The organism is Mycolicibacterium gadium (genome assembly GCF_010728925.1).
Taxonomy (GTDB): domain Bacteria; phylum Actinomycetota; class Actinomycetes; order Mycobacteriales; family Mycobacteriaceae; genus Mycobacterium; species Mycobacterium gadium.
On sequence record NZ_AP022608.1, the window covers coordinates 5,250,422 to 5,265,303 of the forward strand.

At 58.3% G+C, this 14,882-nt stretch carries 9 protein-coding genes; 2 read left to right on the forward strand and 7 right to left on the reverse strand.

Annotation, left to right across the window (positions count from 1 at the left end):
* Positions 1-43: 43 nt before the first annotated feature.
* The 5 genes from G6N36_RS25955 to G6N36_RS25975 form a co-directional block, all read right to left on the reverse strand.
* Positions 44-1,045 carry a PD-(D/E)XK motif protein gene (locus G6N36_RS25955; RefSeq protein WP_163689585.1) on the reverse strand — a complete coding sequence of 334 codons (1,002 nt, stop codon included), beginning with the start codon at positions 1,043-1,045 and terminating at the stop codon, positions 44-46.
* A complete protein-coding gene (locus G6N36_RS25960) occupies positions 1,042-3,753 on the reverse strand; it encodes a Z1 domain-containing protein (RefSeq protein WP_163689586.1) in 2,712 nt (903 codons plus the stop codon). Before G6N36_RS25960 ends, G6N36_RS25955 begins: the two co-directional genes overlap by 4 nt.
* A gap of 477 nt (positions 3,754-4,230) precedes the next feature.
* Positions 4,231-5,874: an AIPR family protein gene (locus tag G6N36_RS25965; RefSeq protein ID WP_163689587.1), complete on the reverse strand. Its 1,644-nt coding sequence runs from the start codon at positions 5,872-5,874 to the stop codon at positions 4,231-4,233.
* Between the two features lie 90 nt (positions 5,875-5,964).
* Positions 5,965-8,799, reverse strand: coding sequence for a Z1 domain-containing protein (locus G6N36_RS25970; protein ID WP_220096932.1), 2,835 nt, complete (start codon positions 8,797-8,799; stop codon positions 5,965-5,967).
* Positions 8,783-10,258 carry an ATP-binding protein gene (locus G6N36_RS25975; RefSeq protein ID WP_163689589.1) on the reverse strand — a complete coding sequence of 492 codons (1,476 nt, stop codon included), beginning with the start codon at positions 10,256-10,258 and terminating at the stop codon, positions 8,783-8,785. The genes G6N36_RS25970 and G6N36_RS25975 overlap by 17 nt, the downstream gene beginning before the upstream one ends.
* A 301-nt stretch (positions 10,259-10,559) precedes the next feature.
* Between G6N36_RS25975 and G6N36_RS25980 the strand changes: the two genes are divergently transcribed.
* Together G6N36_RS25980 and G6N36_RS25985 are read left to right on the forward strand one after the other, a co-directional pair.
* Positions 10,560-10,964 carry a very short patch repair endonuclease gene (locus G6N36_RS25980; RefSeq protein ID WP_163690916.1) on the forward strand — a complete coding sequence of 135 codons (405 nt, stop codon included), beginning with the start codon at positions 10,560-10,562 and terminating at the stop codon, positions 10,962-10,964.
* Positions 10,965-10,993: 29 nt separating this feature from the next.
* Entirely contained in the window at positions 10,994-12,268 is a 1,275-nt protein-coding gene (locus G6N36_RS25985; RefSeq protein WP_163689590.1) for an ATP-binding protein, read from the forward strand.
* 3 nt (positions 12,269-12,271) lie between these two features.
* On the opposite strand, the gene dcm is transcribed toward G6N36_RS25985, so the two are convergent.
* Together dcm and G6N36_RS25995 are read right to left on the reverse strand one after the other, a co-directional pair.
* Positions 12,272-14,260: a DNA (cytosine-5-)-methyltransferase gene (gene dcm / locus G6N36_RS25990; protein ID WP_163689591.1), complete on the reverse strand. Its 1,989-nt coding sequence runs from the start codon at positions 14,258-14,260 to the stop codon at positions 12,272-12,274.
* Between the two features lie 83 nt (positions 14,261-14,343).
* Complete coding sequence (locus G6N36_RS25995) at positions 14,344-14,880, reverse strand: hypothetical protein (protein ID WP_163689592.1); 537 nt, start codon at positions 14,878-14,880, stop codon at positions 14,344-14,346.
* Between the last annotated feature and the right edge of the window lie 2 nt (positions 14,881-14,882).

The following is a 14,882-nucleotide window of genomic DNA, read 5'->3' on the forward strand; positions in this document are numbered from 1 at the left end:
GACCCCCAAGCCGGTACCGGTTCCGGAAACCACGCCAATGATTTCATGAGACTCCTGCGACTGTTTGCACTGCGGCATCCGCCTCCGTTGTCGACAGAGGCGTGGGTGTCGCGCCGGCGAGATCTACGGTGTAACGGAGCAGCGTCACCCCCGCTGGAGCATCGCCAGCGACGAGCGAGGCCCGCACGATTCGAGGGAAGGTACCGTCTACCGCGTATACGTATCTATCGACGACGGCGTAGCGCAATTCTGCATAGTTAGCTTCATCGGCTTGGTCGTATCCAACGTGCCCAAGCCGTTTCACGAATTCTAGGCGGCTTACTCCCAAGTCGAGAATCGACCTAACGAGGTCGGGTACTGAAAAGCCATGCTCTACATCTCGCTCCAGGCGAAACACCACTAGGTGCAATCTGCCGTCTGTCGGAGGTTCGAGTTGACGTAGGCCGTGAATCTCGACCGATAGTCCCTCTCGACTCAAGGTCCCTTTGACCTCGAGTGCTTCCGGCCCGCGGCGAATATCGTGCAATGCGCCCTGAGGCCCTGTCCAGACCGTCACATCGCGATGCGGATCGCTTGACAGAACTGCCAGTAGAGTGAGGAGTTCCGCCGCCAGACCGACGAGCTTGGATTCCGTAAGTATTTCACTCTTTTCACCGGACAGAAGGTCGCGCCATTCATCCAAGGTGGCGAGTATTACCGCACTAGGGCGACTGACACCTTCGGAGGCTTGAATCATCTCAGCGGCGAGCGTAGTGAATACTCCGTTGAGTCTATCGGCACTGCACGAGACCGCGACGTATACGGCCTCGTCACCGTCGAACCGAAGAGTCCGTTTAGTCACTTGGACCTTGGTCGTTGTGTCCGATGCGAACGCATCGTCCGATTCTGTCGGGAAAAGCACTGCCCGCGAACCATCTTCATTGACCGCGATAAGGATCTCGCCGCAGGCAGTTGAAAAGTCGGTTCCGTGTGCACGGCCCCTGCCCGGCAAGGACGGCTGCGCCTCGGCGACTTGCCAGAGTGGGTCTAGATCCAAGCCCCTCATGACTTGATCACGGTGTCGTCGAAGTTGCCCTCCCCGTCGTCCGTTTCGGACCCCGGTTCGTCGTCCTCGTCCTCCTCTTCGTCACCCTCTGCTGAAAGATCTGGCGAATGTTCTGGAAGTTTGACCACCTCGTAGCCGTCGTCGACGTCGTCGGACGTAATTCCCCACGGGAAAGCGACCGATACCCCGATCACGTCTTCATCGACGTCGAGCTGGACTTTTTCGTCGTCGGTGCGTGATGTTGTCTTGGCTGGCGAATTTCTCGCGATTGGATATATCAATAGGACTGCTCGACCTGAATTATTTCGCATTTGCCTTAGTTCAGACAGAGACTTCGAGGCGGCTCCGCCGACGACGTCGAGGTCGGCAACCCAGTCGACTTGGTTCGTCAGAACTCCGATATTCACGGTCGTGCTGTCTGATGCGTCACTGAGCTTGGATCGGCCGATGAGGTTGATCTTTCGTTTCAGTCCCAGCTCGATACTGCAATCCGTATTGTCTAGCAACGGCTCATGGCGACTGATAACGGCGATGTTCCAAACGCCGAGTTGACCGTGCTTGTTCTGTCCTGCAACATAATTGAGTAGTGACTCCGTGTTGAGCTCGGTACTTCCTTCATGGAACTGGTACCCGCTCTCTTTATCGAAGAATTCGAGAACGGCACTGGCAGGTACGTCGCGAATGACCACGCGGTTGCCATGATCCGCCATTTCGCGACGTTCGTCGACGCACGCCTTCAGAAGTGTTCGAGTGGCTTTCAGGTTTCGCTGCAGCCAAGCGGTATCCGGGCTGAAGAGGATGGTCTGCGGACGTTGGCCCGAGTAAGAGATCTTGAGTGATTTGGTGTAGTAACGCTTGTTCAGCGCAGTTATTGCTAGTCCCTTGGTCTTCCGCACCCTGACAGGAACTTGGATGGGCAAGAGGCCCAGTTCCTCGTAACGTGTGATTTCTGAGCGTATCTGGTCCTCGACAGTTGCTAGTGTACGAAACTGTCTTTTCAGTTCCGCCGTGACCCACATCCGCGGCAAATCTTCGTAGCCCCGACGATAGCCGAACCAGCGACCCATCTGGAGGAGAGTGTCGTAGGTAGCCCCTCTTCTAACAAAAAAGCTCGAAACGAGTCCCTCGAGGGTCAAGCCGCGGGATAGCGTATTGCCGCCAATAACGATCAGCGGCAGCGGCTTCTCGTCGTCGTAAACTAGGCGTCGGAAACTGTAAGAGTTGTCGACGACCAGTCCGCACTCCTCAGAATCGCGGTCGTCTAGATTACCAAGGAGTGCAATGGTATCGGCCATGCCATCGATTACGGGATTGGGCGGAATGGGCGTATGACCCCAAGCGGCGCCATCAACCTTCTTGCTCTCGCTCTCCCACTGCTCTCTCAGTTCCGTGAGCACCGTCTTGTCGACTGACTGAAGCGAATGCTTGAGTGACTTCAACTCGTCGGCAACCGGTTGCCACATGGCGTTGTGAGCCAGGACGCGGTCACTTGTGTGGATCAGCATGGTGGTGTGCTTCGGCTCGCCCGCACGGATTCGGCGTGCCGTTGCGGCAAGAAGGAACCACCTTAAGGCGAGCCGAAGCGAGGCCGTCACCGCCGGCTGAAATGTAGTTGATGCGCCCTTCTTCCGGGGAGGCACCAACTCGGCTAGCTCGCTGTGGTCGACGAGCCGGATCATGTCCAAGGTGGCTACCTCGGGCTCGTCCGCTGTACGTGGTTCACGCCCAAACAGTGACTCGGGTCCGAAATAATCAGGCGACATCGGCAGGTCACATATGAAGTGCCGAGGGTAGAGATCTTCAGGAAATGTGGGGTCGATGAAGAAGTTCGCGAACGGTGTGGCGGTATAGCCGACATAGGCGACCTTCGGGAAGCTGAGCAGCTTGATGATGCACTCGTTGATAACCGCACGCTTCTGCTCAGCTTTGCGAGTATTTGGGCTCGCTTGATCAGCCTCGTCGTCGATGACCAATATCGGGCACTTGTTGAGGACGTGCGCTTCATGTGCGCGATTCAGCCAGCCAATGAGGTTGTTGAGGCGGAGGCTATGTTTCTTCACGACGGCGAGCAGTCGGAGATCTTTTTGCGCCAGCAGTGGTGTTGCCTTCACTGGGTCGCCGAAATCTCCGGTCTCCGAGGTCAGGGGAAGCCAGCGGTGCTCGTTGAGGTTGACCAATTGCTCCTCGAGGCGGAGCTGCGTCTGGCGACGCAGGTTGTTGTGTAGTCCGGATAGCACTATAAATAAGCGGTATCCGGCGTCTGCTGCCTTTGATATGACGGCGGTGAAGTTGGAGGTCTTGCCGGACTGCACATAGCCGACTACAAGACCTCGTGTGTTGATCGGCACCGCGTAGGGTGGTTGGACGTAGGAGACGACTTTCGACGACCCTTGGTCCAACGCCGTCAACGGCGCACCATTCCACCCCTCCTTCGCATTGAGATGGGCGTAGAGCTCCGGCCAGAAAATGTCGTCTTCTGATGGCTTATACCAAGGTTCGGGGATCGCGGTGCCGTCGGCGAGTACGCGTGGCTCCCAGAACTCCCTATATCCGCGCGCCAACCGGTGGTGTTCGGCGATCGCCGCGGTCACGACTCTTGCGTTCATCCCAATCTTATGGAGGAGGAAGTCGCGGGCGCTTTCGAGGTTGTGTCCCTCCTTCAACAGATTCGAAAAATTGTTGAGTGCATAGCGAATCGCGTCGTCCATACTCGTTCAGCCCTCCTGGAAATTGCCTTCATTCGCCACAACGGACGTGTCGCCGAGCAGCAGTGCTACGCCATGTCATTGCATTAGGGCGCCCCCCGGAAGCCGAGATCTTCAGCCTGGTCGAGGATCCGGACCCCGTGGTTGGCCTGCTTTCGCGATGGCGGCTTTCCTTGGGAAGCGTTGCGACCAAGACTAAATGCGAGACTGCGCTCCCAGCTTTGGAGGTTGTCGGTCTGCTTGGCCCACTTGGAGAGTGCGAACCAGGTCTCGGCAGGAGTATCCTCCACGCGCCTTTTGGCGGCTTCCTCGTCTTCAGTCAGAACCTCGCCGATGCTGTCAATCGCTTTCGGGCGCGGCCCGGAACCTGCTATGAGCTCACGATCCAACGCTGCGTTGAGCGCCCACTCGACATCGAGGACTGCCTTCCAACAGTCCTCTTTCTTGGCGAATTCACTGATGTTTCTCGTGCCGGCCGCCTTAAGCAGTGGCGTGCACCTGCGGAGCGAGGTCAGTGATCGCGTCCGCTACCGCGTCGGGCAACACCTGTGCCTTCCATATCGGCTGCAGATCGATCCTCTGTCCAGTGGTATTAAACAGCTTCGCCAACGTGTAGGTGACTGTCTGCGAGCGGTAGCCACCGAGGGCGAGCTTTCCTATGAGCTTTTCAGCTGAACGAAACAGAATCGCTTTAGCGACAAGCTTTTCGAAATATTCTGGCGACGGCTTGAACCTGCCACGCTTGTCTAGCCTGAGCATGAACTCACGGAAGTTCTTCTCTGCTCCGTACGCGACGAGCCACGGCAGTTGGTCCCAAGTGTTCTCGAACTTAGCAAGATCGGTCTTTGTGAACTTCTGGTTCAACGGATGGATCTTCTTGAATTCTCGCTGCTTTGCTGGGGTGCGCTCGCGGGCATGTGCGTCCGCGTACTGTCCGCGAGCGCGCTCGTAGAACCACCTAGTCATATGATTGTTGTTGCCTTGCGGCGGCGCCCAAACGGTGCGTGAGAGGCGTTCGAGCTCGACATGGAACGGATCGTTCGATGTGAAGTCGGCCATATTCACGCGGTTTTGGCTGTTTGCGTACAGGCTAATCTGCGACACGAAACTGTCGCGATTAGCAGGGGTGATAACTGAAAGCTTCGCTTGAACAACGACATCAGAGAGGTCTGCTCGACTTTTGACCATCGCGTAATAGAGCGAAGCCGTCGTCTGGCCACCGTTCACTATCTGGAGGTCGTAGATTTTTCCTATCCCCTTCGCCCCGTCTGGGAGGGCGACGATGTCGACCTTCGCGGCAGTCATGGAGACACCGTTGTTGAACGCAAAGAAGTTGGCGGGCTCCTCGGTTATTGTCTGCTGGATCCCCTTGTTGATTTTGCCGCGCGCTTGAAGGAATGAGCGGACGTTAAGCTCGAGCAGCCGAGGGCCGTACAGCTCATAGACCTCTGCAAGGAATTCGCCTGGAAGTGCGAGCAAATAGGCGTCGTAAGAGGCAGATGCACCGTGCGGCCCGAGGAAGGGGAGGGGCTCCCCCCAGATCTCCTCGACGTCGACTTCAATCTGCTCTTGCGCCCGACCACTTGAGTCGAGCTTGTACAACCTGTCGATGTCCCAGACGGCGGTCTGCACGCGGCGTTTTGATAAGGAGTCCAACGACGGTATATCAGTCTTGAGCTCCGCGTTCGTCAAGACGGTGAATCTGAGTTCGACAATCTCGCGCCATGATTCGTGAATTTGTCGAGCCATTTCCCAGGCCGGTGCGGATTCTTCCAACTTCTTCCATAGGCCCTCGGCGGTCTGCGTGACGAACTCGGTCATCCGTTTGAAGTGCTTGGCGACGTCCGGCTTGCCAAGTGCCCTGATTTGGTCGGTTGGGGAATAGTCTGTCAGGAATAGGTGCAGTGTTGTGCCGTCATCGCTGATCTCAAATCCTGACGCGCGTGCGCCGCGTCGCTCGTAAGCCGCGCTTTGAGGGGCCTCCACCTCCCCTGCGTCCGTGAGGACTTCGAACATGTAGTCGGTGAAGGCTGAAGCGAGGGTCTGTTCTGTGCCTTCGCCTGACGCGACCAACAGGATGGACTGCTGAAGATCCTCATGGAACTTCTCAACGGTTTTCGACATTGCTTCAGTTACTACCTCGATGAGTTGTGGATGTTCGCGGGAATCTCGCGACGCGTGAGTTGCCAGCTCTGAGTGGGTATCTCAAAGTGGTCACTCATCTGACACGCCGAACTCGAGCTGAAGGAAGACCTTATTGACTTGGTAGACAACTGGCTTTGCTTTGTCCGAACCTGGGAAAGCGACGCCGTAGCCCACCAAGGGCGTTGTCGAGTCCATTTGTCCGTCATTCCAGAGGCCTTCGTCGATGCCGAGCGGCACTATCGGATAGAGGAGCAAGACGCCGCGTCTCGGATCTCGCGCCTGACGCTCGAGAAGACCGCTTGGGATCGTTGGCGGTTTCGCGGATTTGTTAACTCGCGCGCTATGTTCCCAAGCAGCCACCGTCTGTTCGAGAAGCTTGTGCCACTTCGGAGAGTCTTTTTCGAGATCGACAAGCTCGTGACGCGGCGTTGTAATGACACGAAACGTCATCCGCCCGTCGCCGGCTTGAATGCGCTTTCTCCTTGTCGCACAGAACTTCCGGCCAGCAATGGTGAACGGCGGCGCCTGTTCATCACCCTGGATGTCAGCTAGCGCTACCGTCCAGGAGGTCAGCTCATCATCGGAGAGGCGGTCACCGATGTAGCGCGAGATTGCGTTCGGGTTGGACTGGATCGCTGCGTCGTCGGGTCCGTAGCCCTCTAGGAAATCGAGAACCACCTCTGGTGGTACGTCTTGCCAGATCTGCAAGCCGATGCGCCTGTCGTGTGGGTCGCCCGGCAATCCTTCGAGGAGCGATTCCAATTGAGCCCAGTTCCGTTGGACGTGTTTTAGGCTGAAAGTGACCGTGGAAGTCGTTGTGGCCGAGTAGCTGATCGCCACCGACTTGGACCCACGCAATTTCGTCGGAGATGTCACCAGCAGTCCGTCTGGGTGTTGCCGGACCCTGAGTCCAAAGTCCTCAGGAGTGCGCCCCAACATCGCCATGACATCGAACTCGGCCTGGAGCTCCGCAGCCGCCGCAGTAATCGCTGTGTACCACTTCGATAATTGAGGCGTGGTGTAGAGGCGGCATACGTCAAGGTAGCCAGTCCGGTATCCGAACCACCGTCCCATCTGCATGAGAGTGTCGTACATCTTGCTCGCGCGGAGGTAGTAGCTGACGGTGAGACCTTCGAGGGTGAGGCCTCGCGAGAGTTTGTCACCGCCGATCGCGATCACATTGAAGCCCTCAGGGTGGTCAATGTAGTTGAGCGCATCCGCTGAGGTTCCGTTCACTGCGTGAACGCGTACCTGGCTGGCGAAGTCGCTCATTTCGGACCAGACTATTTCCCAGGGCAGTGAAGCCCCAACGAGATCGGCGACGTCGGCCCTGCTTGACATCTTCGTTGTCGTCGGAACATGGTCTTCGATGTAGATGTTCTTCGCCAAGCTGTACAACTCAGGTTGCGCGCCTTCGCCGTATTTCAGCCGGGCGGTCATGTCTTGCAAGACTTCGGATACCTGATCACGCACTTGTGCCTGAACACGGGTAAACCGTGTGACGTGGATGAGCATGGAATTGTGCACCGACGCTTGGCCTCGAAGACTTCGAACCGCGCCAGCGATGATAAACGCGACGATCGCTCTGCGGAGGCTGGGCGGAATCTGGGACGTAATCCCGAAGTCCGACTTGTGGGTGTCGGGCAACCATATTTGGTTATCCATGATCTCGCGCACGATAGGGAGAGGATCCACGCGATCGATCGCGTTGGTGGAATCCTGCATCAGACCGAAGACGCGCGCCGGACCGACGTAGGTCGATGGTGCCGGAAGGTTGATGATGAAACTTCGCGGAAAAAGATCTTCGCCGGCATGCCGATGCGATGCGTCGGGGTCGATGAAGATGTTGGCGAACGGAGTTGCGGTATAGCCGACGTAGGCCGATTTCTGAAAAGTGTTGAGAAACTGGCGAATCAGCCTGTTAATCGTCGTCGGATCGGTCTCTGCAGCTTCTGGGTCCTGCTTATTAGTGCTGGTGTCGACGCTCGCGTGGTCGGCCTCATCGTCGATGACCAGGACCGGCACGTCGCGGACAGTGGGTTTGCCGGTCGCGGGATCGGTCTCCATGCGTAGCGCCGTAGCCCACTTGTACAGATTCTCGAGGATCGACTTGTACTTCTTGACGACGAGGATGATCGGATCGCTGCCGCCTGGGACGACGCCGACGTTTTGTGCGACATTGAGTTTGAAGTCGCCGTTGTCCCTCGACGAGGTGAACGAGCTTACCGGCAGGAAGGGGCCGACCAACCGGCCTACGCCGATGCGGCTGTTCTCCGTGCCCTGGTCGAATCGCAACTGATTTCGGGTATCGAAACCCAGGATGCCGGCGTCGATTCGTGACTGTGTCTGGCTGCGGAGGCTGTTGTGGACCCCGGCCAGCACGACGACAAGCTTGTAACCACTGTCGAGCGCCTTCGCAACAAGTCCCGTGTAATTGGCTGTCTTACCGGACTGCACCTGCCCTGACACCAAACCTCGTCTGTCCCAGAATCCTGGACGGTCAGGTGCCTCGAGCCGACTGAGAATGTCATCCGTGACATCATTGACGTTTTGAACTGCGGAAGAGGGTAGGCCGACGTGGTCACGCAGATACCGTGCATACCGGTCCCAAAACGGCCACTCGACGACGGACTCCTTTCGCTCCGTGAGCCATGGGACGTGGTTAGCGTCGTCTCCGAGTGAATTCCATTCTCCGACATGGGTTCGGTAGTCGCGCAGCAGCTCCTCCACGAGTTGCATAGCCGGACCGTTGTCGCTGACATCCACCTTCAGCATGTCGGCGAACTTCGAGACCCAGTTGCGAACGAGCACCTCAGTGATCGGCTCTTTCGTTTCAACTGCACGATCAAGCATCACGATCGTCATCGAGCGGACATCTTGAAGCGCGCTATCCATCGGCGGCATCCCTGAATGCTTGCACTACCTCCGGATACTGGATGAACGGCTCGGCAGCGCCAATGCGGTCGAGCGCCTCACCCGGTTTCAGGCCGGTTTGAACTAACCCATCGAACGCAAAGCGCAATATATTGTTTAGCTCGGAACGGCTCTGGCCGAACGGGGCTGGTTGTTGGTCGAGTGCATCGGCAATCGCCACGCCTACGAGGGTCGTGGGTATGGTTTCTTCAATGAAGCGGAGCCCTCGCTCGGTTTCTTGTCTGTCGCCACTCGACTGGAGCAGTGTCTCTATTACTGGGTGCTTCCGGTTGATCTTGTACTTAACTTCGCCGTCACGTGTCTTGATCTGATGCCACGCCATCACGAAGTCTTTAGACGCCTTCCTGGCGATGATCTTGCCGCGGTGTCGGTAGACCTCTTCGGCTTGTCGCCGTGTTGCTGTCGCAATTCGCTTCAGATCCTGCTGGAGTGGGCCTGGGGCGCGCGCGGACGATTTCTTGACGTCGACCTGCCAGTCATGATCGAGCGATGCCGGAAATTCCACGGCTATCCGTGCCAGCTTCGTGTGTTCGTCCTTCGAAAACCCGAGACTCAACCAATCACCCTGCAACAAGAGACGGTTGCTGCGGTAGATATAGAAACCTTGCTGTTGGTTCCATCCGGCGGCCCCAGCGCCGACTGCCTGTTCGGCGGCTGTCAACTTCGATCGATGCGGGAGCACGAACGGAGTGATCTTTACCGGATAGTCGCGGAGGGTCAGCCGCTCAACGCCTAGGTGCTGCGTCGCGTCATTGTCCTCCATAAACGGATCCCATGGGTGGAGCTTCACACCGTTGACTGCGATGGCAACCTTGCCGCGTCCGATCATGAACCGGTGGAATACCGCGGAAAGGTGGTTCGCCACGCGGTCGATAGTGGCGTTGAACCGTGCATGCGCTTTCGACTCGTGGCGGTCGGCATCGCCGACGAGCCGGTCGCACTTCGTCCACAGGACCACGGTCCCTGAGGGGCCTGTCAGCTGAGGAACTGAAACTTCAGGTGGCTCTGTGAGCAGGAGGCGCCATTCACTTGTCTTCGCAATTAGATCCAAGTCCCATCTACGGACAGCAGTGGTTTTGCATCCACGGGTCCGGCTCTGCACGGTCAGTTCACGAGCCTGCGAGAAGGAAGCCGTCTTTAGCCCTAGGCCGAATCGGCCCAGATCTGCTTCGGCCCGTTCCTCGAGCGGGTTCGTGCTCCCTGCACGCATCGCATTGAATAGAGTGCGCTCGTCCATGCCTCGCCCGTCGTCGCGGATTGCCACCGCTGACGCCGTGCCATTCCAGTGAAAATGCACGTCTATCTCGCGCGCACCTGCAGAGATGCTGTTGTCGATTAGGTCGGCGACTGCAGCCTCAGGCGAGTACCCGAACGCGCGGAGTGATTCCACCAGCGCATCGGGACTCGGTTCAGCTATTTCCCAGTCCAAAAGATTTCCACCCGATCGAGCACACAAAGACTAAAGAACTCGGTTACCCGGTCAGCCCCTGGCGGTAACCTCATCCTCTCCAGCAACGATAGTCAACGTTACTGATGCGCGCGGCGGATTGAGCGTGGGTCCAAGATCATTCCGGTACAGACGTTCTTCGAGCACAAGGGCACTCCTCGGGTCTGCATGCAGTGTTCGCGGTGCAAAATGGATCTCGGTGATTACACGGCGAAACTTCGGGAAGACTGACGGCTCGAGTAAGGCTGTGCCAGCGCCGCTGAATGATGTCGTCAGGCGACAGATGCGTGCGATGCCTCGTAGAGACACCGGCGTCGAAATCGCCCTCCGCCGCGAGTTGCACCGACTCGGTGTTCGGTTTCGGGTGAACTTTCGCGGACTGCCTGGGACGCCGGATATCGCTCTTACTAAGGCCCGGATTGCTGTCTTTGTCGACGGCTGTTTCTGGCATTGCTGCCCGCAACACGGGACGGCTCCGAAGAACAACGCGTCGTGGTGGGCGACAAAACTCGCTGGCAATGTCGAGCGTGACCGACGCAAGGATCGGGAGCTTGAAGAGATCGGATGGGTTGCCATCCACGTCTGGGAACACGAGGACCCTACGGCGGCCGCGGCCGAGATCCACCGAAAGTGGAGGGAACGCCTAAGTCCTCCGGCGGGTCAAAAGAAATATGACAGACCGTCGTGAGATTTTGTTCCTAACGAAGGGAGAGACGGATGCCACGCCGTACTACGTGTGTAACTCCGTCGGCCGCTCGCCTGACTGACTCGCTCCGCGATATCGGGTACGACTTCAGCTCAGCGGTGGCCGACCTAGTCGACAACAGCATCACGGCTGGAGCGACAGAAGTAGACGTGCTCATCGAGTTTGAGGGCGAGTCGTCGAAGGTCTTCATCGCGGACAACGGCCATGGCATGACGCTCAACGGTCTCACGGAGGCGATGCGGTTCGGAAGTCGACGTTCATACGGGAGGGGCGATTTAGGACGCTACGGGCTCGGTCTCAAGACGGCTTCGTTGTCGCAGGGGCGGTGCCTTACTGTGGTGACTCGAACATCGAACGGCCGGCGAGTGATCCAGGCTCGACAGCTCGACTTGGACTTGGTCGCCGAGTACGACGACTGGCTCATCATTGAACCTGACCGAAACGTCGCCATAGAACGGGCGCGCAACCTCTTGGAGGATGCACCGGGCACAGTGGTGATCTGGGAGAAGTTGGACCGCGTCCTGCCAACGAATAATGCCAGCGGTGGATGGGCTAGGCGCCGATTTGAGACGTTGCCGCAGAAGGTGATCGAGCATCTGGCCATGGTTTTTCACAAGTTTCTCAGCGGCGAGGCATCGGGAGAGCGGCTCGTAATCACCGTCAACGGCCAGAAGCTCAAGCCGTGGGATCCGTATGCGCGGCGAGAGATGGAAACTCGAGAGCTGCCCAAGCAGAGATTCGAGATCGACAACGGCGGAATCGCCGGCACGGTCACGCTTCGACGCTTTGTGCTCCCTGGGCGCGACAAGTTCAGTTCTATCAATGAGTTCGAGCGGCTTTCCGGACCTTTGAAATGGAATCGCCAGCAGGGGCTGTATATCTATCGCGCTGGGCGGCTAGTGCAATGGGGCGGTTGGGCTGGAATCCGGAGCATCGACGAACACACGAAGCTGGCGCGTGCGAGTGTCGAATTCGACACCGACCTCGATGAGGCATTCAACATCAACGTCGCCAAGATGCGCGTTTCTGTGCCAGGACAACTTCGTCAGATGATCGAGCGACCCATCAATGAGATCTGTAGCCTCGCAGACGATCTGTACAGAAAGTCGACGAATTCAAAGCACGAACGTGACCGGTCGATTACTGACAGCTTCTCTGGGGGAAGCGACGTGGGCCTAGCGTTGAAAGGCGCTGCCTTGGAAGTGGGCGAGATTCGCGCCTTCAAGAAGATTGCCGCTGAGCTCAGGAAATCCGAGCCGGCGATCGCGAAATCCCTCGGGCTCTGACACTCAATCGTACAGCGTCGGCTTGTCGTCGCGCCTGCGTTGCCCATCGCGGCAGTGCGCATTGATCGGGCACTCGGGACACACTGGATCGACGGGGCGGCACCAGAGATTCGCCAGTTCGATCAGTCCTAGGTGCGCATTGCGGGAATGTTCTCCCATCCCGATCATCCGGGCGACGGCAAGGCGACCATCGGTGAGCCGGTTCCTACGATCGACGTCGTTTTCCTGAAAACGGCTCGCTACCCGCAGCACTCCCTTGGTGACCAGAACTGGCTCTTCGGGCCCGGAGTCTCGGTCGGCTGTTGACTCACGAGGTGTCGCGAGTATCGCCAGGTCCGCAACCGACTCAGCCAAGCCCAGGACAGAGCGCAGAGTTTCTGCTGGTCCGTCCAGCGCCTCAGGGGTCTTCGACAATTCACCTAATAAGGCGAGAATTCGTGCGAGCCGTTGTTCTCGACCGGAACCGTTGATGAAGAGCGCCAGATCGTCGGCGAACTCATCCCGTTGGCGCTTTCGCAACTTCCACGGGCGATCATTGCTCAGCAGAAGCTTCCACACAGGCTTCATGAGGTTCCGAGGCGCGCGATCGAGCAGTTCTTCGCCCGCTATCAGCAGCCAGCGGGATGATGAGCGAAGCCATGGTAGCGCCTGTTCGCGATCGCCATCGAGCCAGAATCTGGCGAGCCGCTCCGCCGTCTCCCTCGTACTGATTCCGGCGTCCTTCGGCGAGCCAAGCGAGTCGCGAATTGCCGCTCCCATCACGTATCCAAGACGGGGTGGAACGGCATTGCCGATCTGGCGGAACGCCGCTGAAGGGGGTCCGTCGAACCGGAAATGATCGGGGAAGGTCTGAAGACGTGCCGCCTCGCGAACTGTCAGAGTCCGGCTTTGGCGGGGATGGATGTACCAGTATCCGTCCTTCGCGATATGCGCGGTGATAGTCCTAGAAAGGTCGTTCTCGTTGAGGCGGTTGTACTTGTCGTCGAAGATGTCGCCGCGGTAGCGCTGATGTTCCTTGCTGAGGTCCGTGTACTTCGATGCGTGAGTCATCGATTCGAATGCCAAGCGGTCGTCCTCACGAACCGGGCGAGTTATGTGGTCGAATACCTTGTTCTCGTCGGCCGGCGCAACCTTGCTTCGCATTTCCTTCTGAAAATCGGTCACGGGCCCTGAATATTCGGCCCAGCCGTACTCGCCACCCTCTGGGCGCCAGCCGCCCTCGACCTCCGGCAGGTCACCGATGGCGGTCCAGACCGATACCTTGTCTTCCGTCTCTTCGGGGAACCGAAACTCGATGTTGTCGCGCAGCGCCACCAAAATCAGCCGTTGGCGGAACTGAGGCACTCCATACCGCCAGGTATCTACAACCCGTTCCTCGACTGAGTATCCAATCTGCTCCAGCTCCTCGACCATGCTCCGGAGAATGAACATCTCTCGGTCGAGTGCCATATCCGGCACGTTCTCCATCAAGACTGCTTTCGGGCGCGACCGGTCGATGATCTCCAGAAAGGAGCGCCAAAGATCACGCCGCTCGTCGTGTGGATCACGCAGGCCCTCTTGAACCCGGTATCGCAGCATCGAACGCCCAGCCTTCGAGAATGGCTGACAGGGCGGGCCACCGGCGACGAGATCCACTCCAGCCGCCGTGACCAATTCGGCGACCCGCTTGACTACATCGGGATCCGACAGGTCCCAGTCGACAGACATCCCGCCGAAGTGGTGGGCGTGGGTCCGGATGGCAAAAGGTTCGTGGTCAGCTGACAAGATCACCTTGAACCCCGCCTGCTCCAACCCGAGACTGAGCCCGCCGGCACCGCTGAAGAAATCAGCCGCCAAAGGCGCCCCCGTGCGCTTGAGGCGCTTCGCATATTTGAGAAAGACTTCGGCGTCGTCGGTGTGCTCTTGGTGGGGCGGAAGCTTGAGGAATGGCCCTCGGACCAGGCGCACGCCGTACCCCGTGTGCTTGCGGGGGTTGGATGGAGGCGTCGCCACGCTGTAACGATAGCTGGGGAGGGGGACATCACTGCGCGATTGCCACGCGGTCGGGTTGCTGTTGCTCGTTCCCGAGGCACGGATCAGTAGCCGACGAGAAGGACTCCGTGAAAGGGAAGCTTCAACCTGTCTGATGCATAGATCGCGTCGAGTTGGCCGAGCGTGTTTCGGTAGGCGGGTGTGGCCGAAGAGGAGTATCGGTAATTAATCGGCATCAGTAGTGCGAGGAACTTCGCGTCGAGAATCAGGGATGTTCTCACTATGTCCCGGTAGTCGGCATTGTTGTGGGCTCCTCGGCCGGCCTCGACTTCGACAGCTATTCCGAGTTCGTCGTGGAATGCGTCGATCTCGTACGCCACCCTCGACGTACCGTTTTCGCCGAAAAGGACTGGCCGCCGTATCTTCGCGTCCTTGGTCTTAGCCGTCTCGACAGCGAACCCGAGCTCCGCCAACCCGGCGCCGAGCGCTTTCAGCACGTCGTCGCTCTTGAAGCCGGTCGCAGCGTCGATCGTGGAAATCGTCGACTCAGCGGCTCCGACGACGGAAAGGATCTTGCCAACCCCACTCCGGCGAGCGCGTATTCCGAGGGAAGTAACTCCACTGCGGGTACATGTAGACACCT